The sequence below is a fragment of the Gloeobacter violaceus PCC 7421 genome (assembly GCF_000011385.1).
GTDB classification, from domain to species: Bacteria; Cyanobacteriota; Cyanobacteriia; order Gloeobacterales; family Gloeobacteraceae; genus Gloeobacter; species Gloeobacter violaceus.
In genome coordinates this window covers 3,537,243-3,562,066 of sequence record NC_005125.1, presented here as the reverse complement: position 1 = coordinate 3,562,066, position 24,824 = coordinate 3,537,243, and the positions used below count along the sequence as shown (strand labels likewise).

The following is a 24,824-nucleotide window of genomic DNA, read 5'->3' as shown; positions in this document are numbered from 1 at the left end:
ATGGGGCTAGCGGGGGTCGGGAATCTGTTCGGCAGCCGGGGCGGTGCAGGCATGCTTGCGGACGGTGTCGATCGCTGCTTCGATCTGGCTGTCGCTGGCCACTCGGTCGGTGCGGCCCTGCGCCTCGACGTGATCGCTCTGCGGCAGGGCGCGCGCGGCGTAGTTCCCGGTGACACCCAGGGGCGGGCGGTAGGTCAGGAAGCGCCGGGTGCCCGCAAAGAGCGCGTTGCCCTGCTCCTCAGAGAGTTCCAGGTTGAGCAACCGCCCGAGTTGGAACATCGTCTGCAGAGTAACCACATCCGGGTGCCACCAGCGAAAGCCGCTCGCGAACAACCCCGAGCGCAGTTCGCGAATCGGCACGCGCACGGTCACCCGGCGGGTCTGGGGATCGACAAGGTAGTTGCTGTACTCGGGGTAGTCCTCGAACGCCTCGACGCGCACATGAGCCTGATCGGGATCGTCCACCAGCACAAAAGCGTCGATAGGCTCTCCCCCAGACTGTCTGACCAGGCGCCGGTTCCAGCGCAGGGCTCCCTCGCGCAGGCCGCTAACGGTCGTGGCGGGCACCGGCTCGGGGCTGTCCTTCATGGCGGCGGGCACATAAACTTTGAGCGGAAAGCAGTTTGCCTCAAAAGCACTGGCCCGGCTCAAGATCGTAAATTCGACCTCCCCCGGCGGCAGCGAGACGACCGTGCGGCCAATCGCCTCCTCGAGACTGCGGCGGGTGCGCTCGCGCTCGTCGCCCGTGAGCCCGTCGAGGCTGATTTGCGGTTTGACCAGCGCACCGCTGAGCAACACCGTGGCCTGCACACGGGCGGTTACATCCTGATAAAGTTTCGCAGGCAGCCGCCAGTTCTCCACCACCGCGTCACGCACCTTCTGGCCCGCCGCCGCGTCGCGCTCGACGCGCAAATTGACTTCAGGGGGGGCTTCCTGGGCGAGGGCGACCCCGATCCAGCTCACCCAGCCCGCCAGGGCCACCGACACGAAAAAGGCCGGGTTCATCTTTCCTCCTCGCGCAGAGCCGGGATCGCTACGCGTCACTTTAACAACTTCCAGCCGGTTGTAAAGGCTTTGAAGATGACAGACCACGGCAGTCGGTGCCGTGGTCTGTCGGGGAGCAATAGCGGGCGGTGCTAGCCGCCGATTTCGAAGCGCCCACCCACCCGGAAGGTTGTCCCCGGCGCCGGGATCCCGTCGATCGACTCGTACTGGCTGTCGGTGATGTTGAAGACGCTGCCCGTCAGGATAAAGAACGACGAGATTGGGACTTCTACGTTCAAGTCCAGCGTGAACCAGTTGGCTACGAACTCCGTCGAAGCGAAGCGCCGCTTGCCGCCGTCGTAGCGGCCCAGCAGTGTCGCCGTCAGCCCCTTGTTGGCGTAGGTGGCCGAGACGACCACATTGTTGAAGGGGATAAACGGATCTTGGAATCCGTAGAAGAACGGAAAGGTCGACTGGGTCGGATCGTCACTCAATCCGTAGGGCCGCGCGTCCTGGTTCGTCCACACCGCCCGCAGCGATACCTCGGGATTCACCTGCCACCTGGCGTCCACCTCGAGGCCCGAGGCGTAACGGCTGGCCAGGTTGCGCTGCTGCTGCAGCAAAGGGTTAAACCCGGGGGTGGCGATGAAACTGATGAAGTCTGGGTTGGGGAAGACGACCGTGCTGATCACCCCGTCGAGGTAGGTGTTGAAGTAGGTGGCGCGGATGCCGACGTTGGGGGCCGGCGTGAGGTCGATGCCCGCGTCCCAGGTGACGCCCGCCTCAGGCCGCAGATTCGGGTTCTGAAAGAACGGTCCTTGCGGACTGCCCACGAACAGGTCCGACAGGCTGGGCGAATTGAAAACGTAGGAGTAGTTGGTGCGGAACGAGATGAAGTTGGCGGGCGTGTAGCGCAGACCCACCGCCGGGGTGCCCACCGTGCCGTACTGGTTCGAATAGGTGAAGCGGGCGCCCAGGTTGGCCTTGAACTGGTCGCTGAAGCTGATGTCGGCAATGGCGAAGACCGAGGAGCGGGTGAAGGCCCGATCGAAGAAGGTGCTGCCGCCCGCTTTTTGCTGGTAGGAACGGTCCTCGCGGACGTTCACACCAAACTGGATGTTGCCGCCGGGGCTGAAGCGGTGGTTGAGCACCGACTCTATAGCAAAGAGCTGGCCTTCGAAGAAAGGCTGGGAAAGCGGAGGGATCGACAAGGAGGGAGCGCCGCCCAGGATGTCGGTGTTGACGCCGAACTGGGGGGGGACGCTCCCGTTGCCGGAGAACTTGAAGTAGTAGATGTAGCTGTTGAGGCTGGTGGTCGGGGTGATGTCGTAGTCCCACTGCAGGGCCACTTCCGTTTGTGACTGGCTGGTCACCGCGAAAAAGTCGATGGTGCCAATCGCCCCCTCCGCCGTCGGGTAGGCCTGCCCGGGGGCCAGAGGCACCCCCGAGAGCGAGCGGGTGTAAGTAAAGGGGGAGCCCCCCAAGATCAACAGGTTCGAGCGGGTGTTGACCAAAAAGCGTTGGGGGCTGCAGGCGACCTCGTTGCCGTTGGCGTCCAGGGGCAAGAAGCGATCCAAATTCAACGTGCCGTTGGGCAAGGTGCTCGGCCCGCCGAAGCAGCTGCTGAAGCTGTAGGTCCCCGGCCCGTTCTGGGCGTTGCGGCTGTTTTGCTGGCTGACGCGGAAGGTGAGCCGGTTGCTCGGATCGGGCTTGAAGGTCAGCTTGCCCGAGTAGGTGTCGCTGGCGTTGAAGGCCACATCGGCCACCCCCTGGACTTTGATAGGCGGTCCCACTTCGGGCTGCAAATAACCGAACAGGTCGACCGTCTCCGGCTGGTTCTCCGGGTCGGAGGCGAAGTTGGGGTTCGGCACGATCGTGCCCTGCGGATAGAACTGGGCGGAGTTGGGCAGGGTGTAAGAAAAGGGATAGTTATTGAAAGCGACGGTGCTGGTGAAGACCAGGTTGTAGCTGAAGGTGTCGTCGCCCCCGCCGTACTTGGCCAGGTAGCGCGAAAATCCGTAGCTGCCCGCTTCGTAAGAGAGCGTCAGCTTCGGCGGCCCCTTGGGCGTCTCGGTAATGAGGTTGATCACCCCGCCCACCGCACCGGAGCCGTAGCGCAGCGTCGCCCCGCCGGTGACCACTTCGATCCGTTCGAGGTCGGCTACCTGGAAGCGGGAGACGTCGGTGCGGTTGTTGGAGGAACGCTGCAAGGGTAAGCCGTCTTTGAGCACCTGGAAGCGTTGGTCGTCAAAACCGCGCAAAAAGTTGGCCCCGGAGTTGCGGATACCGCCCAGGGAGGGCTGTCCGACGAAGCCGGGCACCAACAGCAGCGCGTCGGTGACGGTGGTGGCCCCCTGCTTCTGGAAGTCTTCCCGGTTGATGGTGTAGGTGGTCGCGGTGGTGTCGCGCGCCCGGGTGAGCCTGCGGGTGGCGGTCACCGACACTTCGTCGAGAATGTCTCCGGCCGCGGCATCGTCGTCTTGGTCCGGGGTGTCCGCCGCCGGCTCGGGCGGGGCAGCCGGTGGGGCGGGCGGGGTGGCCTGGGCGGTGACGGACGGCACCGTCGCCGGTGCGGTCCAGTCCCAAAGCGGCGGCCGGTACTGCAGATCGGCTGCTGCGTTGCTGGTCTTCTCCAGCAATTTTTTCGCCGCCTCGATACCGACACTCCCGGCAGTGGGTAGCGCGCGCGCAAAGATATCTTTCGAATATTCGGATGAGGTTTCGACTGGCTTCGCCTGGGCGACGTTTCCCAGCAGACTCGCTCCCGCCAACGCAGGAATCAAAGCCGCAGCGAAAAACTGCGCGCTCCATCGGCGCTGATTTGTAATCATGATCCGTCCACTCCTTGCCGCTCATAGGTGCTCTACCCCGTTGTGCACGGGAAGCATCCTATGTATGTTTTGGTTCGATTCTACAGAGCTTTTTCGGCTGATCACAGAGTAGAGCCTTGCTGACAAAAACTTGTAGCTCACCGAACAATCACAACGACACAACCACTAGCTTCGGCTGCGGCAATCCAGCAATTGTCTTAAATTTGTATTTTTTACTGCGAGGTCTGGCTGTCGTCTCCGCCCATAAATGCTTTTTAGTGTGTTATCCACGACGACCAATCATGGCTCGATCCAGCAAAGTACTTGCTTTCGACGTGCGCACAGGCGATAAAGCAATGTGGCGAAATTTTTTGTTTGGTTATTTGTAAAATGATTAGAGATTATGAGTTTGTCGACTTGATTATTGACACTATTTATCCAGGTGATAACGCCTATATTGCTTGTTTGGCGAGCATTTGAGCTAGATTAAGTTTTAGCATTTAGCCGCGAATACTGTTAAATATGGCCAAAACAACTTGGTACTCTCAAAGACACACAAACTATGATGACACCAGGTTTCTAATAATTTTAAGGGCAGATTAAAGGCTCAATTGCTAAAGCCATGCTATGATCTTTAGACCACAAGTGGAAATCCATGAGGCGGAAGAGTAATCTTTCCGCCCATTTTTTTGCGAATAATTGTAAGAATATTGTTGAGAAGATGCATCCGGCATATGCGTGCAAATTTCACCAAATTCGATTAGCAATAGCGGGCGCACGACCGCTTCGCTGCGTACAGTGATGCAGCAATTTTTCTGAAAACGACAATTTTTTTGCATCACGCAATCGGCTGCTTTTGCGTACAACAAATTTGAAGATCGACAGCGGCACATCCGGTCAAGCCCGCATGCAGCGTCTTTCGAATTGTTGCGTTCGAGCTTGCGTACAGCCTCAGAAGCGTGCGCGGCAAAATGCGCATCTTCCTGCAGCGGCCTGGGCGGATTGGGCCGTTGACGAAGACCGACAGAGCGCTATTGATCGCCGATGAGCGAATCGAGTTCTGTGATCAGTGCTTCGAAGCGGGCGCGTTTGAGCGGATCTTCCCACTTGAGCTTTTTGATGCGGCGGTAGACGGTGGTCAGGCGCTTGAGCAACGGTTCCGGCTCAGGAGCGCCGCAGGTGGTCTTGATGAGCTGGCGCAACTGGCTGAGGCTGAGGTCGCGTTGGAGAGACTCCTTGAGCAGCATTTCCCGCTGGGTGCGATCTTTGACCTGGGCGAGGACACGGGCCTTGGTGTAAGCGAGCCGCCCCTCGCGCAACGCCTTGAAAACATCGTGGGGCATGTTGCGTAGCGGCAAGCGGTTGTTGACGAAGGACTCGCAGGTCATCTTGCCGACGGAGGCGAAGACCGCCTCGACGGTCTGGGCCTCGGTACTACCTATAACGTTATGGGTAGTTTTCTTGCGCGAGGCGTTCTGCAGACGATAGAGCAGCGAGACCGTCTGCTCCTCCGATTTGCCGAGCTTGAGCGCCAACAGCTGCAGGATGCTCTCGGTCTCCTCCAGAGGATTGAGGCTCTCGCGCTGCAGGTTCTCGACCAGGGCCTGCTCGACCGCCTCGGTGTCGCTCAGTTGGCGAATCACGACCGGCACCGCCTCCAAGCCCACTGCCCGGGCCGCCCGGAAGCGCCGTTCGCCGGCTACCAGTTCGTATTTGCCGTTCGCCAAAGGCCTGACCAGCAGCGGCTGCAAGATCCCGACCCGGCGGATCGATTCGATCAGTTCGCCCATGGCGGCCGAATCGAAGAAGCGGCGGGGTTGGCTGCAGCACACCACGATTTCATCGAGGCGAAGCGACCCACCAACGGTTTCTGTATGAGGACCTTCCAGCAGCTTGAGCTTCTCCTCGGGATGTATGCTGCGCTTGCTGCCCATCATCGCTGGTCCTCCCCTGCGGATTTGGCCTGCGGTCTAGAGCCTTGCCTTCATTCCATTGCGCTGCCGGGAGCCCGGGGGTAACTCCCGATGGGATTCTGATTGAAATAATCGGTCGAATAGAAGGTTGGGCTCGCGATCTTCCAAGTCTGACCGGCAATATAAAAATTTGTTCCCATGGACATTTCAATCAAGACGGCAACCGTTCGTGTGAAGTTCAATCGGGCATCTCTAGAACCACAATCGGCCACAGCAATCCCAAGACAAACTTTCTAGAAACTGGCAAAAACTGCAAGCTGCAGCATTTACCCGTCGGTTTCTCCTGAGACCGGCGTGTACTCGGACCAAGCTTCGGTGTAGGCGAACCCCTGGTCGAAGTTCAAAAAACTCGCTTCTCAGCTACACCGGATGGCCACCCACACCGCTCGAAATATCTACCTTGGATGTATCCAATATGGATAGTACGACCTCTATCTTCTGCCGTCAAGGTGCACCGTTTCGCCGTGGCCGTCCGCAGGGTCAAAACTGCCATTGCACCTCAAAACCCGTAGTCTGGTCGCCCGGCCCGAATTCCGATGCCGGGGTGTCGGTGTGGTAAATTCGCATGTCTGCATCCTCACCAACGGGGAACCGAGCGCTGTAGGTGAGTGGATCGGGTCCAAGGTCGTTGTCTTGGTACTGCACCCCCCAGTTCGACGTCGCCCAGTTGCACCCCGCCGCTGTAGGTGGTCGAGTCCGGACCGTTCCAGTCCTCGAAGCGGGAAATCCCCACCTGCGGCGCGCCCAAATCGAGCTTGGCGCCGAAGGTCGTCACGAACGTTTCATCTTCCTGGGAAGGACTATCGCTGTAACCGGTCTGCAAATTCAGTTCGAGCGCTCCTTCGGAGAACTGGACATCGAAGCCTTCAAACCGGGATTCCGCAGGTAGATAGAGCGGCTGAAGTATTTTGGTTGGATGAGCCAGCCTCCTGCTGAAATCCAGGTTCACAATCTCGACCACCTCGGCATCGTCGCTGGAATCATCGACTCTATCGGCCTGGTTGAAGAAGTTGACCGGCTGCTGGGCACCCATCCGCAGGAGCATGTGAGCTGCGGCCAAGTGCTCAAGGGCCTCATTCTCAACGGCCTCGGCTGCGTTTCGGCACCGCTGTACCTGTTCGAGCAGTTCTTTGTCGGTAAAGCCACTGAGCACCTGATTGGTCCAGGCGTGCTGCCCAAGCATTTTAATGATGACCGGTTGGGCCGGGTGCTCGCTAAGCTTTACGACGAGGGCACCACCAAAGTCTTCGTCCATCTGGCCCTCAAGGCGGCCCGGCAGTTTGGCGTCAAGACCGACAGTGTGCATCTGGACTCAACATTCTTTCATGTCGATGGCGAGTACACCCCAAACGGACGGGTGGCACCTCGCGCCGAAGACGAAGCGTAGCCGATTGTGATTACGCACGGTTATTTGCGGGATCACCGCCCGGACCTCAAGCAGTTCTTGCTCAGCATGATCACAAGCGGCGATGGGGACGTGCCGCTGTATCTGCAGGTGGGCGATGGCAATCAGGCCGACAAGGCCGTCTTCGCCCAGATAATCAAAGATTTTAAAGCTCAGTGGGACGTGGAAGCCCTATTCGTCGTGGACTCAGCTCTCTACAGTGCCCAGAACCTCAGCGAGTTAGCCGGGATGCACTGGCTGACCCGCGTCCCCTCCACTCTCAGCGCAGTCAAGCACGTGCTTGCAGCGCTCAAAGAGGAGCAGTTCGCCCCGGCCCAATCGGGCTATCGGGTGGTGGAGGTGGGCAGTACTTACGGGCAAGTCGTTCAGCGGTGGGTGGTGGTCGAAAGCGACGAGCGGCGCAAAAGCGACCTTGCCGCCCTCGAGAAGATACTAGGCGAGTCGGACGCCAAGACCAACAAGGAACTGGCCAAATTGTGCAAGGTGGAGTTTGCCTGTTAAGCCGATGCCCTGGCAGCGGCGGAACGCTTCGCCGGTGGGTTGAAGTACCACCTGTTGGGGGCAGTGCGGGCGCAAGCACAGGTGCGTCACCCCAAAAGCGGTAGACCAGCCAAAGCCAGCAGACCCGAAAAGACTGGGGTGTGGCTGCTCTCGGCCCAACTGCTGCGCAACCCAAGCGCCATCGAGGGGAAGCAGCACACCGCAGGCAAGCAAGTTCGTGCTGGCCACCAACGTGCTGGAGCATGAGCGGCTTTCGAGCACGCAGGTGCTGTCGCAGTACAAAGCCCAGCAGTCGGTAGAGCGGGGGTTTCGCTTCCTCAAAGACCCGCTGTTTTTTACCTCCAGCGTGTTCTTGAAGTTGCCCGAGCGCGTGGAGGCGTTGGCCCTGGTGATGGGGCTGTGCCTGTTGGTCTACAGTCTCGGGCAGCGGCAGTTGCGCCAGGCTCTAGCCGAAACGCAAACGACGGTGAAGAACCAACTGAAAAAGCCAACAGCGACCCCAACCTTGCGCTGGATCTTCCAAAGTTTCCAGGCGGTGCATCTGCTGGAGGTTGCAGGAGCCGGGCAGGTGTCGAACCTCAACGAGGAGCGGCGACGGGTGGTGCAACTTTTGGGCGAAGCATGTGGGCGCTACTACCTGGTGGGCTGAGCAGAGGAGGCACGAAAATACATGCGAGGCGAGAGACAATTATGAGCACAGAGAGGCTGAAAAGCCAGAAAAGACTGCGCCTGTAGCGGCAGGAGCCGCAGGAGCGATGAGTCGCTGGTAGGGGCTATGGCTGACATTCCGGTGAGAAGCGAAAATTCCAGCAATCACGCTTGAACCTGCGGAATGTCGGCTCAAAACCAAGAAATGCCAGAAAAAACAAAGCTCCGCTAAGCTTTGGATTCTCAAGGAGATTCAGTAACCGGATCAGAGCGACAGTTGAAGAAGCGCTGTACACAAAGAAACACAGGAGATGTTTTCCTCTAGCGGACTGCAGTTCCCTTCTTCCTCGATTAGACGCTTCGCTCGAAATCAAATCCGTCAAACAACCTCCCACCAAAACCGCACTGGACTGCGCCACCCAGGATTGAGCTTGATTGAGAACTCAGGCGCACAAGTCTAATTTTGCCGACGGGCAGCAATGACTTTATCGAGCAGATCAAGAAGTTGCTTGCGGACCGATTCGTGGGTGTATTCGTCATCCAGATGCGGGGCATGACCCGGCTGCTGAAAATGAGGTCGCTCACCGTAAATTTGTCCCCATTTTATATCAACTTGCCTCACAAGATCGTAGAGAAGTTGTTGATTGCCGATAATCGCCTCCAGCATCTCCTGCAAAGCAGTAAGGGGGGAGCCCATATGCCGACTCACCTGTGTTTTCTCCATCTCTACCAGATTGAGCAAGGCGGCTTTCAAAGCCCCTGAAGAATCGCAAACATGGGCGTCTATAAAGAGATTTATCTCTATGGTTGCCTGTACCAGTTTCGGGACAATGGATTCGCCTTTGAAGAAGGAGCCACCTTCTCTGGCGATCGCAGCAGCCAGGGAAGACTTCTGGCCCTGGAGGATTTCTTTTTCGATTTCACGATTTTTATCGTTGTCGTGATCCGGTGCCATGGCGTCTGAAAACTGTAGCTCACTAGAATCCTACATGAGCAGGCCGACAGCGCAAGATAGTCTCACAGTATAGAGAATGCCCACGCCTGCGACCCGCTGACTTGCAGCGAGCAAAGCTGTCTGCTCCCAGAGTCCTGGGCTAGCTTTTGGGAAGCACACCAGTAAAATTTGGGGAGGAATCATCATGAGCCTGACGGAACTTTTTCGCCGCTTCAGCGAACGCTTGCAGGATGGAGCCAGTGTGCGCTCCGTGTACGGAGCGCCGATTACTGTTGCAGGCCGGACGGTTGTCCCGGTGGCCCGCGTTGGATACGGCTTCGGAGCAGGTGCCGGAGGCCGTGCCCAGCAGGCCGAAGCCGAACAGCCCGACGTTCCCGGCGGTGGCGGTGGCGGTGGGATGGGGGCGGTGCCTGCAGGCGCGCTGGAGATTACCGCCGAGGGTACGCGATTTATTCCATTCGCGGATTACAAGATCCTGGGAGCGGCTCTGGGTATCGGTTTTTTGGTAGGGCTCACCGTCGGGCGCAAACTCGCCCGCTAGTTCCCCGCCCCTGCACAAAGAACCATGTCGGAAAAGCTTACCGGGCAGCTTTGTTGGGAAAGGAGCACTCGAGCACGACACAGCCTGTGTCGATCAGGAACGGCCCGTGGGCTTCTCCCGGCGGTCGGCTGGCATAATGCCCGGTCTCCAGCCACATATCGAAGGCCCGGTCGTACAGTCGGCCGCTGACAATAAACACTTCTTCGGGGTAGGCATGGCTTTTGCCGCCGAAAGGCGTCGTGTCGGCACCTGTCGTTCTTTGCATGCTGCAGTACCGACAGCACAGACCGGACGTGATACTGTCGAGGCGATTTGCACTTCTACGATTGCCGCGCCCGGCAACGCGCTCCGAAGCGAAGGCATACCCGTGTACCGATTCCAGCTCATCGCCCACACCCAGATCGGCGAGTGCATCGGCCTCGTCGGTTCCGCCCCCGAACTGGGCCGGTGGGATGTCGCGAAATGCATCCGCCTGTGCACGAGCGCCAAACTCTATCCGCTGTGGCGGACGGACGCAGCGATCAAGTTTCGGTCGGCATCGAAGGGGATTCAGTCCCAGAGGGTCGAATACAAATACATCCGCCTCGGTCCGGATGGCAGCGCGCAGTGGGAAGCGATCGGCCCCGACCGTTGGGTGCCGGTTGCTTCCGGCCGCCGCTCCTGCGTCACGGTGGACGATGGTGCCTTTGGTTACCTGCAGCCCCATCCGTTCGGGTGCGCCAAGCTGCCCGCCGTCGCTCACCGCTCCGAACAGGGCGCAGGATTGAAGATTGTCGTCATCGGCAGTTCGGTTGCCCTGGGCTACAAAGCCTGGTTGCTGGAGGGCTGGGCCTCGCTGTTGGGGAAGAGCCTGCTGCAGAAGTACGGGCACCAGTTGGTGAACGTGTCGGAGGCGGGCGCGAACGTCGGCACGACAGCGGCCCGGTTCGCCGCGGCGGTGGCCCCGGAGCGACCCGATGTCGTTGTCATCTCCCTGTCGTTGGGCAACGAGGGATTTGCCCACTGTCCCCCCTCCGAACGGCGGACGGGGGTGCGCCGCTTCGAGAGCGGGTTGCGGCGGCTTGTGCAGATGGCGCAGGATCTAGGAGCGCTTGCTATCCTGGGCGGGGTCTATCCCCATGGCGACTATTCCCCCGAACACCACCGGCTGTTGTGGGAGACGCACCTGCGCATGGCCCATTGGGGTGTGCCGGTGCTGGACTGGCTCGCAGCGGTGGACGACGGACGGGGGTGCTGGAAGCCGGGGATCAGCTTCGACCCGGCCCACCCGAACACCATCGGCCACCGCCTGATGTACGAGGCTATCGACCTGCGCTTGTTTTGCGTCGGCAAAGACGCACTGGAAGAACAGAAGCGGCGCTTTCGACAGCGGCCCGAAACCCCCATCTATCTCGACGGCCTGGGATTTCGCGTCTCGGGCAGCAGCGGGCAGCAGCGCCTGTGGATCGCCAATGCGTCGCCCCACGTCTACACCGTCGACACCGGCTGGCAGGAACTGCAAACGGCCCTGCGCTGCAAGGCGGTATTGACACCGGGCGTCTATGTTGCGGAGGAGGCCGCTCAGGGAGAGCCCGCCTTCCTGGCGGTGGGGGACGACGGCGCGATCGAGACGACGATCGTCGTTCCGCCCGGCGCCGCACTGGAATACAGACACGCCCTCGAGCGGTACCTGCAGGACGAACGGGCACTGCTGTTCCACGACGGGCACCTGTGGATTGTGCGGGAGGACGAACACCGCTTTCGGGTGATCAACGAATCGGACCACGAGTACAATATCCATCCAATGTGGCCGGAGGTGCGCGCCGCCTTCAAGGCCCTGCCGCCGGGCGTCTACGAGGACCCACTCGATCACCGCGCGCCGTTTCGCACCGCGATGATCGGCCACAACGGCCTGGAAAGCCGGGTCAAAGCGCCGCCCCGCTCCGCCGTGTCCTTCCGATACACCTGCGAGTTGTCCGCGCGCCGCCGCGTCGCGATCGTGCCGCTCGGCGACCGGTGTGCCGTCCGGATGTTGTTGTACAAGATCGGGTACGATGGGCCGGCGTTTCCGTTCGACCTGACGCGCACAGCCTCCATCGCCGAAGTGGCAGACATGGTCGCCCGCCGCTTCGAAGGCATGTGGGACCCCGCCTTGCTGTGCTACAGCCCCGAGGCAGGCAGGATTTACCACACCCGCTGGACGGGGCTGTCCTTCGCCCACGAAGTCGAAGCCACGGACGATGCCCTGCACGATCTGTCTCCCGTCCACGAACGCATGCGCATCCGGTACACGGCGCGCTGCGAACGGTTCTGGTACACCCTGCGCAGTTGCGACGAAGTGCTCTTCGTGCGCACGGGCGTCGCCGATCGCGGCGGTGTGATGGACCTTGTCGAAAAACTCGAACAAGCATGCGAGGGCAAGCCGTTTCACCTGTTGGTTCTCTCCGCACAGTCCTCGCAGGAATTTTCGGGACTGCCAAAGGTGGGGCACTACGATCTGGAGTTCAATCCCGACCGCATGTACGAGGATCCAGGTTACTGGTTGTTCTGCACAGAGACGATGCGCGGCATCCTCAACGCGCTTGACGTCTCGAGCAGGAACTTGTTCTGGTGCCCACCCACTCCCCCTCAGCCTGCCCCGCAAGGGCTTTGCACCATGGGGTAATGCAATACCCGCGAGAAAAAACAAAATTTGGCTCTCGACAGCAGTCGTCCCATTGTCCCACACCGGGTTTGCTACCTTTGGGACAGCCATTCCCCACAGCACGGCCATGGTGCACTTCGATGCCTCGCTACGCCTGCCCACCGCTCTGGAGTTGCCCGACTCCGATGAGACGCCCGTGGATAACGAACTGCAAGACTCCGTTCCCGCCGTGCTCAAAGCCGTCCTGGCACTCCTCTGGCAGAATCGTTCGGACTGGTTTTTCGGCATCGACATGGGCATCTACGCCAATACCGAAGCGCCCAGAACCGCGATTGTCCCCGACGGCTTTTTAAGTCTTGGGGTACCCCGGTTCAGACCTGAGTACGGCAAGCGCGGTCGCCCCAGCTATGTGCTCTGGGAAGAAGAGGGCATCGTGCCGGTCTTTGTCCTGGAGGTGGTCTCGCAAACCTACCGCGGGGAGTACACCAAAAAGCTCAAAGAATACCAGGACCTCGAAGTGCTGTACTACGCGGTCTACGACCCGGAAGGTTTTCAGCCGGAGCACGAGCGGCTGGAGGTGCATCACCTGGTTGGGGGGGCGTATGTGCGGATGGTCGGTGAACCGGTCTGGCTGCCTGAGATTGGTCTGGGTATCGGTCGATCGCAAGGGCAAATCGATGGCTGGCAGCGTGAATGGCTGTTCTGGTTCGCTGAAGGGGGCGAGCGCTATCCGGTGCCTGAGGAATATCAGCGCTACCGGGCGCAGGAGGCCGAACAGCAGGCCCAGCGGGAGCGGCAGGCGCGCCTGGAGGCAGAAAAACGCGCCCAGGCGCTTGCTGAACGGCTGCGGGCGATGGGCATTGATCCGGATAGTCTTTAACCAAATGTCCAGACAAGCAAACTCTACAAAACAAAAGGGCACAGCCGCCTGGACCGTGCTTCCTGCGCTTATTGCAGCAATAGACGTCAGATCACCAGCGAGGCATGGTGGGCCGGGTCGAGGATGTGGACGGTGTCCACGAAGCGGACGGTGTTGGATTGGCTGGAGATGACCATCGTCTCGGTGCGGGCGGAACCGGTGAAAAAGCGCACGCCCTTGATAAAATCGCCGTCGGTGATCCCGCAGGCGGCAAAGAGCACATTCTTGCCGGAAGCGAGTTCTTCGGCCTCCCAGACTTTGTCGGGCTGCTCGACGCCCTGGGCTTTGAGCTGCTCTTCGATTTCGGCTTTGGTGCCCTTGAGCAGGCCGGTCTGGACCACATCGGGATCGTAGATGAGCTGGCCCTGAAAGTGCGATCCTAAACAGCGCAGGGCAGCGGCGGAAATTACCCCTTCGGGGGCCGCGCCGATGCCCATCAGCGCGTGCACGCCGGTGCCGTTGATGCCCGCCGAAAGGGCCGCCGAAATATCGCCGTCGTCGATGAAGCGCACCCGCGCCCCCGTCGAGCGGATCTCGCTAATCAAGTCTTTGTGGCGGTCGCGCTTCATGACGATCACCACCAAATCTTCGATAGCGCGATCGAGGCACTCGGCGATGATCTGCAAATTCTTGGTGGCCGGGTAGTCGATATGGACCTTGCCTTTGGCCTGGGGCGGAGCGGCAAGCTTTTTCATGTACAGGTCAGGTGCCCCCAACAGACCGCCTTTTTCGGAGATGGCCAGTACCGCCATCGAACCCTGCCGGCCCTCGGCCACCAGGTTGGTGCCCTCGCAGGGATCCACGGCGATGTCGATTTCGAGCAGTTCGTCGATACTGCACATCTGGGCGGCGTTGGGCTGGGTGCAGATACCCACCTGCTCGCCGATATAGAGCATCGGGGCGTCGTCGCGCTCGCCTTCGCCAATCACGATCCGCCCGCGCATATAGATTTGGTTCATGCGGTCGCGCATCGCCTTGACCGCGACACCGTCCGCCTCGTTTCTGAGTCCTTTGCCCATCAAGCGGGCCGACGCGATCGCGGCCTGCTCGACTACCTCGATAATTTCCAAGCCAAGGGTTTTTTCCATGGCCGCGCACCTCATCTACATCCGCGGTCCTCAGTGTACCAGAACGCCCCGGACGCCTTGAAAGGGATTGCCGGAAGCCTCCGAGGCTCCTGGCAAATCCCCCGGCCGGCCCATACACTGGACGGGTGGAGGGCTACCCACCTGCAGTGGGCGAGGAGGTATCTTGATGCGCGCAGTACTGATGGCGGGCGGTTCGGGCACACGGCTGAGGCCCCTGACGTGCGATTTGCCCAAGCCGATGGTTCCGATTCTCAACCGCCCGATCTCCGAGCACATTCTCAACTTGCTCAAGCGCCACGGCGTCGATGAAGTGATTGCGACGCTATACTATCTGCCGGATGTGATGCGCGAGTATTTTCGCGACGGCAGCGACTTCGGTCTGCGCATGACCTATGCGGTCGAAGAAGAAAAGCCGCTCGGCACCGCCGGTTGCGTCAAAAATATCGAAAACCTGCTGCACGAGACGTTCATCGTCATCTCGGGCGATTCGCTCACCGACATCGACCTTTCGGCGGCCGTCGCCTTTCACAAAGAACACGGCTCGAAGGCGACGCTGGTGCTTGCCCGGGTACCCGATCCGATGGAATTCGGCGTCGTGATCACCGACGCCCATGGCCGGATCGTGCGCTTTTTAGAAAAGCCTTCCACCAGCGAAGTGTTCTCAGATACGGTCAACACCGGCACCTACATCCTGGAGCCGGAGGTGCTCGAATACCTGCCCGCCGACACCGAGGTCGATTTTTCCAAAGATCTCTTTCCGAAGTTGCTCGCCAAGGGCGAGCCGATGTACGGCTACGTGGCCGAGGGCTACTGGTGCGATGTGGGCAGCCTCGACACCTACCGCGAAGCCCAGTACGACGCCCTGGCGGGCAAGATTCGCCTGGAGCACGGCTACCGGCAGCACGCCGAGGGCATCTGGATAGGCGACAACACACTCGTCGATCCGAGCGTCCACCTGGAGCCGCCGCTGATCATCGGCCACAACTGCCGCATCGGCCCGCGCGCCCGGCTCTCCGCGGGCACGATCATCGGCGACAACGTCACGGTGGGGGCTGCGGCCGACCTCAAGCGCCCGGTGATCTGGAACGGCGCCATCATCGGCGAGGAAGTGCACCTGAGGGGTTGCACGATCGCCCGCGGGGCGCGCGTCGGCAGGCGTGCGCAATTGCTCGAAGGCTCGGTGGTCGGAGCGCTCACCACGGTGGGCGACGAGGCGGTGATCGCTCCTGAGGTGCGCCTCTGGCCTTCGAAGAAGGTCGAAGTGGGCGCCCATGTGACGATGAACCTGATCTGGGGCACCACGGCGATCCGCAATCTGTTTTCGCAGCGCGGTGTAAGCGGCCTGGCGAACGTCGAGATCACCCCCGAATTCGCCGTCAAGCTGGGGGCCGCCTACGGCGCCACCCTCAAGCCCGGTGCCCAGGTGCAGGTGAGCCGAGACCAGCGCGCCATCTCGCGGATGATCTCGCGCTCGCTGGTCTCGGGATTGATGAGCGTCGGAGTGAACGTCCAGAACCTGGAGGCCACCGCCATCCCGATCGCCCGCTACGTCGCCCCGATGCTCGAAGTGAACGGCGGCATCCACGTGCGCGTCCACCCCGAGCACAACGACCGCACCCTGATCGAATTTTTCGATTCCCAGGGGATCAACCTCGGCAAGAGCCGCGAGAAGAAGATCGAGTCGGCCTTCTTTAAAGAGGATTTCCGCCGCGCCCGCATCGACGAAATCGGCGAAATCACCTACCCCTCGCGCACGCTCGAATTCTACGGTGCCGGGTTTATCGATCACTTAAGCGCAGTCGCCTTGCGCAACAGCCCCGCCCGGGTGGTGATCGACTACGCCTACGGCGTATCCGGGGCGGTACTGCCGACTTTGCTGGGCAAACTGGGCTGCGAGGCGGTGGTCCTCAACGCCGCCCTCACCCCCAACGCCCCTCCCACCAGCAAGCAGCGCGAGAGTTTGCTCACCCAGTTGGGCAACGTCGTCGAAGCGCTGCAGGCCACCTTCGGGGTGCAGATTTTCGCCAACGGCGAGCGCTTCACGCTGGTGGACGAAGCTGGGGCCGCCATCAAAGACGAGCAGCTGACGGCGCTATTGGTCGAACTGGTGCTCACCGACAGCCCGCGCGCGGTCGTGGTCGTTCCCACCGAGGTCTCCGGCGTCGTCGAGCAAATTGCCCACCGCCACGACGGCCGCGTAGTGCGCACCAAGGCGAGCCCGACCGCGCTGATGGAGGCGGCGGCGGCCACCAACAACGTCGCGCTGGCGGGTTCGGCGGAGATGGGTTTTATCTTTCCGCAGCTGCACCCGGGCTTCGATGCGATGTTCGCGGTGGCGCGTCTTATCGAGATGCTGGCCGAGCAGGAGCGCTCGCTCTCCCAGACCCGCCAGGATCTGCCGCGCATCCACCACCGCCACCACGTCATCCACTGCCCCTGGAACGCCAAAGGGGCGATGATGCGGCAGTTGGTCGAATCACACCCCGAGGAGAGCCTGGAGTTGATGGACGGCGTGAAGGTGCACTTTTCTAAAGAAGACTGGGTGCTGATCTTGCCGGATGCGGGCGAGCCGCTGGTGCATATTTACAGCAACGGCCACAACCGCGAATCGGTCGAGCGCATGGCGCGCAAGTACCGCGAAGTGGTGCAGGAGTTCACCCGCGACCGCCGCTAGCTCGCCTGTCGGCCTGTTCCCTGATATCTGGGGCCATCGGCGGGAGAATTTAGGCTTTGGCCCCTTCGCCCTCAAAAGCCTGGTCGAGCAGGGGTTTCAATTCGCCGCGGTTGTGCATTTCGATCAAAATGTCGCAGCCGCCGACAAATTCGCCGTCGACGTACACCTGGGGAATCGTCGGCCAGTTGGCGTAGTCTTTGATGCCCTGGCGGATCTCAAAATCGTCGAGCACGTTGACCGCTTCAAACGGGTGACCCAGCGAAGAGAGAATCTGCACCGAGGCGGCGGAGAAACCGCACTGCGGAAACTGGGGGGTACCCTTCATAAAGATCAGCACTTTGTTATTTTTGACAAGGGAATCGATTTTTTCGTGTGTTGACTGGGACATGGTTTCAAGCTCCTGGCCATCAATACTTGATCTTAACGCAGCAATCCGGGAGGTCCGATGCTGGTCCACCGCCTCAACGCCCTGAAGGACAACTATGTGTTCGTGCTGGAGGACGAAGCGGCCAGAACGGCGGCCGTCGTCGATCCCGCCGAGGCCCGGCCGGTGCTCGAAGCGCTCGTCCGCCTCGGGCTCAAGCTCGTCGCCATCTTCAATACCCACCACCACCACGACCACGTCGGGGGCAACCGCGAACTGCTCGAAGCCTATCCCGGCATCGCGGTCTACGCTTCGCGCCGGGACCGCGGCCGCATCCCCGGCCAGACCGTCGAACTCGAAGACGGCGACACGGTCGCCTTCGGCTGTGAGCGGGCGCGCGTGATCTTCGTTCCCGGCCACACCCACGGCCATATCGCTTACCACTTTGCGGGTTGCGGGCACCTCTTCTGCGGAGATACGCTTTTTGCCGGGGGCTGCGGCCGTCTGTTCGAGGGTACCGCCCGGCAGATGCAGCACTCGCTGGGCCGTCTGCGCGAACTGCCGGGGGAAACCCAAGTCTGGTGCGCCCACGAGTACACCCTGGGCAACCTGCGCTTTGCGCACACCCTCGAACCGGACAACGCCGAACTGGCGGAGCGGCTGCGCACCGTCGAAGTGCTTCGGGCTCGAAAAATAGCGACGGTTCCCTCGACAATGGCCGCGGAGCGGGCGACCAATCCTTTCTTGCGCTGGGAAAGCCGTCAATTACAACGGGCGGCGGGGGCGATCGAGCCGGAGGAGGTGTTCGCCCACCTCCGGGCTCTCAAGGACCGCTTTTAGTAGCGGTTGGCCCGGCGGGTCAAGATCATCGCGAGGGTCTCGGCATCGTCGAGAGCCGGTTCGCGGTGGGCCTCGCAGGGAATCACCTGGCTGGTGATGCGGATGGAGCTGCGGGAATCTTGAACGGCCACCTGCCAGCAGTGGCAGGGAACCTGATCGATGGAGCGCTCACCCTGATAAAGAAAGAGGACCGTTCCGAAGGAGGTGCAAAAAAGTTTGGCGTTGGGCACGAGTGGAACCCTCAGAGAACCCCGCTGCAAAGCGCGGGCGCCGCTAATGGCCGGTTCTTTCATAGCATACCTCCAAATTTAGATTTCGTTACATCCTCGGCGAGGGCGGCCGCGAACTCGGAGATGCCGGACAAGTTCTACCCGAGGGCTGATCACCGTTTTGCGATTGCCGGTACACTCTAGACACAGTCAGGAGCGAGCCATGCCAGTCAAGATACGCCGGGATTTGTTGTACGCAATTCTTTCGCACATCCAGGCCCTTGAGCAGCAGGAAGTGCAGCCGAAACCGGCCATGTCCGAGCGCGACTTCGGCCACCTCGACGCCACACCGGCCGAGATTATCGGGCACATCGATTATCTCTATCAAAAGCGCATGTACCGGGGCGATTTTGAGCCCGGCTCCTACGGCGATCGCCGCCTGGAGCACGGCGTATTCGACGAGCGCAAGCAGGTGAGCGAAGACAACATCGTCGAGCCGCCGCCCGCCGGGTCGGTCTTCGAGGAAAAAGACTATCCCGCCCCCGAAGCCGCCCCCAACATCCGCGATGTCACCCCCATCGACGGGGCGGTGGATGTGGACAACGTGCGCCTTACCGCCGTCGGCAAAGCCGCCCTCGCCGAACTGGAGCGCGACGGCCACGCCCCGGAGCCTTCGAATTTGAGCTAGCCGGCCCCGGCGGGCTAACCTCCTCGCTCCTGCAACTGCCTGAGTTGATACTCGATACGGTCGAGGCGGCTTTTGAGCGCTTCGATCTCGGCCTGGTTCGGCACGTCGTACTCTTTGAGCACCGTTTTGATCTGGCGGCGGAACTGCTCTTCGAAATTGCCCTGCTCCTCGCGCAGCCGAAAGAGCAAGTCGTCGAGAAATTCCTTGGCGTCCTCCTGGCGCAGGCGGCCGTCGCTCACCCATTCGTCGACGGCCTGCTGGAGCCGCTCGGTAATTACGGCGGTGGCGCCGACACCCATCAACAGCAGCTGTTTGAGAACGTTGTTTTCCATGTGTTTGGTTTCACCGATCGGTCGAGGTGGAGGAGCCGGACGTAAGCCGGGTTCTGTTCCACCGCAGCAGAGCCGCGGCGGGGCGGTCATCTATCTGGGACGCCGGTTGCCCGGCGCCTCAAGCGGCGTGTTGGGGGACGGTCAACGAGCAACCCACGTGTCCCCCGCCTTGCTCAGGACGGGGTTTACCGAGCCGGCACCTCTCGATGCCGCTGGTGCGCTCTTACCGCACCTTTGCACCCTTACCTGCGGGGCGCAAGCGCCCCCATCGGCGGTATGTTTCTGTGGCACTATCCTCACGCTCGCGCGCACTGGGCGTTACCCAGCAATCCGCTCGTTGGGGAGCCCGGACTTTCCTCAGGCCGGTTGCCCGGCCCGCGACCACCGCACCAACTCCTCCACCTCTATTTTAGGGCGGCGGTGCGGCCGGTTTGGCATCCGGCGGACCGTTGCATCCACCCGCCGGTGGTGCATAGTAAAGGATGTGCCCAATCCCCCAATGTGCCATGCTGCGCGCGATTCAGCCCGAAAAAGTCTATCCCTCGATTCAGCGCTACCTGGAGTTGCTGTTCATGCTCACCTGGCGCAACCTCAAGGTGCGCTACCGTGGCTCCGCACTGGGCATTTACTGGTCGCTGCTCAATCCGCTGATCATGACCGGGGTCTACACGGCCATATTCGGCACCACGTTCGCTTCTTACTACAACGATTCGCTGCTGAGCTATCTGCTCGCCGCCTTCACGGGCCTGGTGGTAATCAACTTCTTCAACATCACCACCCTCCAGGCCCTGCCGAGCGTGGTCGCAAGCGGCGCGATGCTCAACAAAATCCGTATTCCCTTCAGCGTTCTCCCCCTTTCGCTGGTGGGTGCCAATATTTTTCAGTACGTGGTGGGTGTGCTGCCGCTTTTGGTGGTGATGACCTTGTTCATCACCGGGCAGCCCGCCCACGTGCCGTTGCTGCTTTTGCCTTCGCTGGCCCTGGCGCTGGTGGCGACCGGCATCAGCCTGATGGTGAGCGCCCTCTATGTCTTTTTTCGCGATTTGCCCTATATCTATGAATTGGTCACTTTTGCGCTGTTTTTGAGCAGCCCGGTGTTCTATCCGGCGGCCATCGTTCCGGATTCTGTCAAGCCTTTTCTTGCAATCAACCCGCTCACGCCGATCATCGAAAGCCTGCGCCAATTGATCTTAGGCGGCACCGCCATCGACTGGGGTCTACTGGGTTTCGCCCTGCTGTCGGGTGGGGTGGTCTGCGGCCTCGGTTGGGCGCTGTTCCACGCCTGGTCCGATCGCTACATGGACTTGTTGTAGCCTGGTCAACTGCGCTAGTCTGCCTAAAGGTTCATCCGCAACATCCCATTGGAAGCCATTCGACTCAGCAACGTTTCTCTCTGGCGGCGCACCCAGGAAGAATTCTCCTACGACCTCAAAAAAACTGTCCTGACTATTTTGGACGGCCGCTACCGCAAGCCCGGCCGCAAGCAGGTGCTCGCAGGCGTTGATCTGACGATCGAAAGCGGCGAGAAAGTCGGGATCGTGGGCTCGAACGGCTCGGGCAAATCGACCCTGCTCAAGGTGATCTGCGGCATCCTCAAGCCGACCACCGGCGAGGTGCACGTGCGCGGGGCGATTGCACCCCTGATTGAACTGGGGGCGGGCTTCGACTCGGATCTGTCGCTGGTCGACAACATCGTGCTCTACGGTGTGCTGCTCGGGTTCTCGCGCCGCGAGATGCGCGCTCGGGTGCGGCCTATCCTCGAATTTGCCGACTTGGCCGCTTACGCCGATGCACCGGTTAAGACGCTCTCCTCGGGGATGACCGCCCGGCTTGGCTTTGCCATCGCCACCGACGTGCCGCCGGATATTTTGATCCTCGACGAGGTGCTCTCGGTGGGTGACGAGCGCTTTAAGAGCAAGTGCCGCGGTCGGCTGGAGCAGTACTGGGGAGAAAATGCGACGGTGCTAGTGGTTTCCCACGATTTGCCCTATATCGAGCAAAGCTGCGAGCGGGTGGTGTGGATGAACGGCGGCCGGGTGATGCGCTCCGGTCCCCCCGCCGAGGTGATCGCAAGCTACTTGCACTCGACGCAGATCCCCGCCGGCGCCGAGCGGGGCTGAGGTGCCCACGAGCGCTTCGCAAATGTTTCAGGCTATGCTTTTATCTGGCCATTCGCTCCGGTCCCAGCGCGCATGATTGGCAAAGTAGGCGGGGATCCCACAGCAAGAGTCCTGAAGATTGTGGACCTCTATCTGGTCTCGGAGTTGCTGCTGCCGTTTTTGTTCGGGGTGGCGACGTTTGCCTCCCTGGGCATGATTGTCGGCTCGCTCTTTGAGCTGGTGCGGGCGATGCTCGACAACGGCCTGTCGGTGACGGTGGCAGCCCAGGTGTTCGCCCTGCGGCTTCCTTCTGTTATTGTCATTACTTTTCCTACAGCGATGCTGCTCGCCACGCTCCTGGCCTACGCCCGGCTGTCCGGCGACGCCGAGACGGTGGCGATGCGCGCCTGCGGGATGAGCGTCTACCGGCTGGTGCTCCCGGCCCTGGCGGTCGGTTTGCTGGTCACCGGGGCCACCTTTATGTGCAACGAACTGGTGGTACCGGCGAGCAACGCCGAAGCGAGCCGGTTGCTCTTCCAGGCCATCGACCGCGACAAGCCCGATTTTCAGAAGGACAATATCATCTACCCCGAGTACGGGTTTGTGACGCCGCGCGATGGTCGCCCCACCTACCACACCCTGGTGCGGCTGTTCTATGCCCGTCAGTTCGCCGGGGGAATCATGCGCGAACTGACGGTGCTCGATTATTCGCAAGATGCCATCAACCAGGTGATCACCGCCGCCGCCGCGGTCTACGACAACCGCTCAGGATCCTGGACACTCCAGGACGGCACCGTCTATGTGGTCGCCCCGGACGGCTCCTACCGCAATGTACTGCGCTTCAAGCGCCAGCAAGTCAAGCTCAGCGAGCGGCCCGAGCAGTTCGGGGGCGGTGCGCGCCCGGAGGATCTGCCCATTGCCCAGCTGAGCGATTACATCCGCCGCCTGGAACTCTCGCAGCAGCAGGTGCGCACTCTGCAAGTCAGCCTCCAGCAGAAGTACGCCATACCGGTCACCTGCTTTGTCTTTGCTCTGGTAGGCGCGACTTTGGGCCTCAGGCGGGTACGCACCAGCAACGCCCTCGGTTTGGGGCTGAGCATCTTGATTATTTTTGGCTACTACTTGCTGATGTTCGTCGCCCAGGCCCTCGGTCAGACCGGAGTGATCGCTCCCTGGTTGGGAGCCTGGGCACCCAATCTCGCGACCGGTGCCCTCGGGGTGCTGCTGCTGTGGCGCACCGCCCGCTGAGGGCGCGCTTGCGGCGGGTGCGCCGCCAAACGTAGTAGGATACAAGCTTTGAAAGTCCCGTGGAACCAGGGGGATAGACGGTGGCCTCGGTCATTCTCTGCTGGCTGTACGTAACCGCGCTGGGCAGCCTTTGCGGCTGGTTGCTCCTGCACCGGGCGGACCGTTCTTCGGAGGCGGTGCCCCCGGCGGTGGTGCCGATGGTGGGGCTCGCGGCGGTGACGGCGGCGGCAGGTTATCTTTCGCTGTTTATCGGTCTTGGGCTGGTGGCCAACCTGCTGGTGTGGCTTGTCGCCCTTGCTTTGCTGTGGCGGCGGCGCGCCGCTGTCGGGCCGGCCGTGGGCCGGGCGCGCGAGCAGGCGGCCAAGACCGATTTCTGGTTTTGGCCGGCGGCGGGTGTTCTGGCGGTCGTCCTGGCCTTCACCTCCATCGGCAAGCCCTGGCTTGGCCAGGGCTTTTTTAACTACGACACCGGGCTGTACCATGCCCCTTCGATCCGCTGGATCGAAAGCCACGGTGCGGTGCCCGGCCTGGGCAATCTGCTGCCGCCGCTGGCGGTCGATTCGCAGTGGTTTGTGGCGAGCGCCCTGTTCAGTTTCGCCTGGCTCTACAAGCATCCCCTGCACGCTCTGTTGGGTTTTGCGGCCTTCTGGGGTTTCTGCTTCGCCTTGGGGGGGGTGCGCGAACTGCTTACCGGCAAGCAGGACACCCGGATAAGCAGTGTCTTTCGGGCACTGTCGCTGGTCCCTTTGCTCGAACTGGTGGGCAACATCGCCTCGCCGACCACCGACGAACCCGCCGCGATCTTGACTTTGGTGGTGCTCGCCCTGGTCTGCCGCACCCTCGAAGCGCAAGGGGCAAACCGCGACACCCGCACGCTCCAACTGGCCGTCGCCACCCTTGCACTGTTCACCGTCGCCATCAAGTGGAGCGTGCTGCCGCTGCTGCTGCCGGTGGGCTATCTGGCCTGGCGCCAGTGGCAAAAAGAGGGCGCCCCGGCCCTGCTGGGCTACGCACTGCTGGCGGTGGGCCTATTCACCCCGAAGCTGGTGCGCAGCGTCATTCTCTCGGGGTACCTGGTCTATCCCTTTGCGGCCGTCGACTGGTTCGGTTTCGACTGGAAGATGCCCCTCGGGGTGGTCCAGGCCGAAAAGCGTTCCATCGAGGGCTGGGCGCGTATGCAGTTTCGCGATCCCGCCGAAGTGATGGCAGGCGGGATCGGCTTCTGGTTTCCGAGTTGGTTCGAGCAGTTCCGCACCACCCCGATCGCCTGGTGCCTGTTCGCGGCGGCGGGGGTGTTCGCGCTCTCGGCCGTGCTGTTGCGGGGGCGCTTCGTGACCATCCTGCGGCACTACGGGATCGTCTATCTCACCGCCGTGGCCGGGGTGGCCTACTGGTTCTGGGCGGCGCCGTTTTTGCGCTTCGGCTACGGGTTTCTGGCCGCACTTGCCATGGTGCTGGTGCTCCCGGCGGCGGACGCTCTGGCTGCGCGCCTGCCTCGGCTATCCTTCCGCCTGCGTCCGCAGGCCGTGGCCACCGCCGCCCTCGCCGCCCTCGTGCTGCTCACCGAGGGTGAAAAACGTCTACTGGGCACGGGTCTGACCTGGACAAAGCACTACCTGGAGACCGTCGAGCAGATCTACACGGGCTACCTGCCGATTGGATTGCTCTACCATCAGGTGGGCTATCCAAAGATCGAAACGCTGCTGTTGCCGATGCGCAATGCCTGGATCTATCGGCCCCTGACCGGTCAGTTATGCTGGCACGCGCCGCTGCCGTGCACTCCCTATCTCTACGGACGGATCGAGTTGCGCGACGGCTCGCTGCAGGGCGGCTTTCGCGCCCGGCCGGAGGACCAAACCACCCCGCTTGGCGATTTTGACGGTCGGCGCCTCGAGCGCGAACAACAAAAGCAACCTTAGGACC

Annotated in this window: 19 protein-coding genes, 1 other RNA gene and 2 pseudogenes; 11 read left to right on the top strand and 11 right to left on the bottom strand. The window is 61.4% G+C overall.

Annotated features, from left to right (window positions below; genetic code table 11):
• Positions 1–6: 6 nt before the first annotated feature.
• The 4 genes from GLL_RS17305 to GLL_RS17290 all read right to left on the bottom strand — a co-directional run bounded on the left by GLL_RS17305 (position 7) and on the right by GLL_RS17290 (position 6,812).
• Positions 7–1,005 (bottom strand): TonB C-terminal domain-containing protein, encoded by a 999-nt coding sequence (locus tag GLL_RS17305; RefSeq protein ID WP_164929269.1) that lies wholly within the window; start codon positions 1,003–1,005, stop codon positions 7–9.
• 131 nt (positions 1,006–1,136) lie between these two features.
• Positions 1,137–3,815, bottom strand: coding sequence for a TonB-dependent receptor plug domain-containing protein (locus GLL_RS17300; RefSeq protein ID WP_011143341.1), 2,679 nt, complete (start codon positions 3,813–3,815; stop codon positions 1,137–1,139).
• A gap of 1,010 nt (positions 3,816–4,825) precedes the next feature.
• On the bottom strand, positions 4,826–5,731 hold the full coding sequence (locus GLL_RS17295) for a ParB/RepB/Spo0J family partition protein (protein ID WP_011143340.1): 906 nt from the start codon (positions 5,729–5,731) through the stop codon (positions 4,826–4,828).
• Positions 5,732–6,344: 613 nt separating this feature from the next.
• On the bottom strand, positions 6,345–6,812 hold the full coding sequence (locus tag GLL_RS17290; protein WP_231848480.1) for a hypothetical protein: 468 nt from the start codon (positions 6,810–6,812) through the stop codon (positions 6,345–6,347).
• Between GLL_RS17290 and GLL_RS17285 the strand changes: the two are divergent.
• Positions 6,705–8,322: pseudogene (locus GLL_RS17285) on the top strand (IS1634 family transposase). The gene GLL_RS17290 and the pseudogene GLL_RS17285 overlap by 108 nt on opposite strands.
• Positions 8,323–8,778: 456 nt before the next feature.
• Here the strand turns inward: GLL_RS17285 and GLL_RS17280 are convergent.
• Positions 8,779–9,276, bottom strand: a complete 498-nt coding sequence (locus GLL_RS17280; protein ID WP_011143336.1) for a hypothetical protein — start codon at positions 9,274–9,276, stop codon at positions 8,779–8,781.
• A 184-nt stretch (positions 9,277–9,460) separates the two neighbouring features.
• Here GLL_RS17280 and GLL_RS17275 point away from each other — a divergent pair, with 184 nt between their 5' ends.
• Positions 9,461–9,817 carry a spore germination protein GerW family protein gene (locus tag GLL_RS17275; protein ID WP_011143335.1) on the top strand — a complete coding sequence of 119 codons (357 nt, stop codon included), beginning with the start codon at positions 9,461–9,463 and terminating at the stop codon, positions 9,815–9,817.
• 37 nt (positions 9,818–9,854) lie between these two features.
• On the opposite strand, the pseudogene GLL_RS17270 reads toward GLL_RS17275, so the two are convergent.
• Positions 9,855–10,067: pseudogene (locus tag GLL_RS17270) on the bottom strand (hypothetical protein); the annotation flags it as partial.
• Between the two features lie 117 nt (positions 10,068–10,184).
• Here GLL_RS17270 and GLL_RS17265 point away from each other — a divergent pair.
• Positions 10,185–12,461: a DUF1796 family putative cysteine peptidase gene (locus GLL_RS17265; RefSeq protein WP_164929267.1), complete on the top strand. Its 2,277-nt coding sequence runs from the start codon at positions 10,185–10,187 to the stop codon at positions 12,459–12,461.
• A gap of 106 nt (positions 12,462–12,567) precedes the next feature.
• Positions 12,568–13,320: a Uma2 family endonuclease gene (locus GLL_RS17260; RefSeq protein WP_011143333.1), complete on the top strand. Its 753-nt coding sequence runs from the start codon at positions 12,568–12,570 to the stop codon at positions 13,318–13,320.
• A gap of 86 nt (positions 13,321–13,406) precedes the next feature.
• On the opposite strand, the gene glpX is transcribed toward GLL_RS17260, so the two are convergent.
• Complete coding sequence (glpX, locus tag GLL_RS17255; protein WP_011143332.1) at positions 13,407–14,447, bottom strand: class II fructose-bisphosphatase; 1,041 nt, start codon at positions 14,445–14,447, stop codon at positions 13,407–13,409.
• Between the two features lie 166 nt (positions 14,448–14,613).
• On the opposite strand from glpX, the gene GLL_RS17250 reads away from it, so the two are divergent.
• The gene (locus tag GLL_RS17250) at positions 14,614–17,121 is read left to right on the top strand and encodes a mannose-1-phosphate guanyltransferase (protein ID WP_011143331.1); all 2,508 of its coding nucleotides are present in this window, start codon (positions 14,614–14,616) and stop codon (positions 17,119–17,121) included.
• Positions 17,122–17,170: 49 nt separating this feature from the next.
• On the opposite strand, the gene grxD is transcribed toward GLL_RS17250, so the two are convergent.
• Complete coding sequence (gene grxD / locus GLL_RS17245) at positions 17,171–17,509, bottom strand: Grx4 family monothiol glutaredoxin (RefSeq protein WP_011143330.1); 339 nt, start codon at positions 17,507–17,509, stop codon at positions 17,171–17,173.
• Positions 17,510–17,566: 57 nt separating this feature from the next.
• On the opposite strand from grxD, the gene gloB reads away from it, so the two are divergent.
• Positions 17,567–18,325 (top strand): hydroxyacylglutathione hydrolase, encoded by a 759-nt coding sequence (gloB, locus tag GLL_RS17240; RefSeq protein ID WP_011143329.1) that lies wholly within the window; start codon positions 17,567–17,569, stop codon positions 18,323–18,325.
• Here the strand turns inward: gloB and GLL_RS17235 are convergent.
• Positions 18,322–18,618: a hypothetical protein gene (locus GLL_RS17235; RefSeq protein ID WP_011143328.1), complete on the bottom strand. Its 297-nt coding sequence runs from the start codon at positions 18,616–18,618 to the stop codon at positions 18,322–18,324. The genes gloB and GLL_RS17235 overlap by 4 nt on opposite strands.
• A gap of 139 nt (positions 18,619–18,757) precedes the next feature.
• Between GLL_RS17235 and GLL_RS17230 the strand changes: the two genes are divergently transcribed.
• Entirely contained in the window at positions 18,758–19,222 is a 465-nt protein-coding gene (locus GLL_RS17230; RefSeq protein WP_011143327.1) for a hypothetical protein, read from the top strand.
• A gap of 14 nt (positions 19,223–19,236) precedes the next feature.
• On the opposite strand, the gene GLL_RS17225 is transcribed toward GLL_RS17230, so the two are convergent.
• Together GLL_RS17225 and rnpB are read right to left on the bottom strand one after the other, a co-directional pair.
• Positions 19,237–19,554 (bottom strand): phasin family protein, encoded by a 318-nt coding sequence (locus tag GLL_RS17225; RefSeq protein WP_011143326.1) that lies wholly within the window; start codon positions 19,552–19,554, stop codon positions 19,237–19,239.
• Positions 19,555–19,580: 26 nt separating this feature from the next.
• Positions 19,581–19,952, bottom strand: an RNA gene (gene rnpB, locus GLL_RS17220) — RNase P RNA component class A.
• Between the two features lie 108 nt (positions 19,953–20,060).
• On the opposite strand from rnpB, the gene GLL_RS17215 reads away from it, so the two are divergent.
• The 4 genes from GLL_RS17215 (at position 20,061) to GLL_RS17200 (ending at position 24,820) form a co-directional block, all read left to right on the top strand.
• A complete protein-coding gene (locus GLL_RS17215; RefSeq protein ID WP_011143325.1) occupies positions 20,061–20,867 on the top strand; it encodes an ABC transporter permease in 807 nt (268 codons plus the stop codon).
• A 48-nt stretch (positions 20,868–20,915) separates the two neighbouring features.
• Positions 20,916–21,674: an ABC transporter ATP-binding protein gene (locus tag GLL_RS17210; protein WP_011143324.1), complete on the top strand. Its 759-nt coding sequence runs from the start codon at positions 20,916–20,918 to the stop codon at positions 21,672–21,674.
• A 72-nt stretch (positions 21,675–21,746) separates the two neighbouring features.
• Positions 21,747–22,901 carry an LptF/LptG family permease gene (locus GLL_RS17205; RefSeq protein WP_011143323.1) on the top strand — a complete coding sequence of 385 codons (1,155 nt, stop codon included), beginning with the start codon at positions 21,747–21,749 and terminating at the stop codon, positions 22,899–22,901.
• 80 nt (positions 22,902–22,981) lie between these two features.
• Positions 22,982–24,820 (top strand): LIC_10190 family membrane protein, encoded by a 1,839-nt coding sequence (locus tag GLL_RS17200; protein WP_011143322.1) that lies wholly within the window; start codon positions 22,982–22,984, stop codon positions 24,818–24,820.
• Positions 24,821–24,824: the final 4 nt, after the last annotated feature.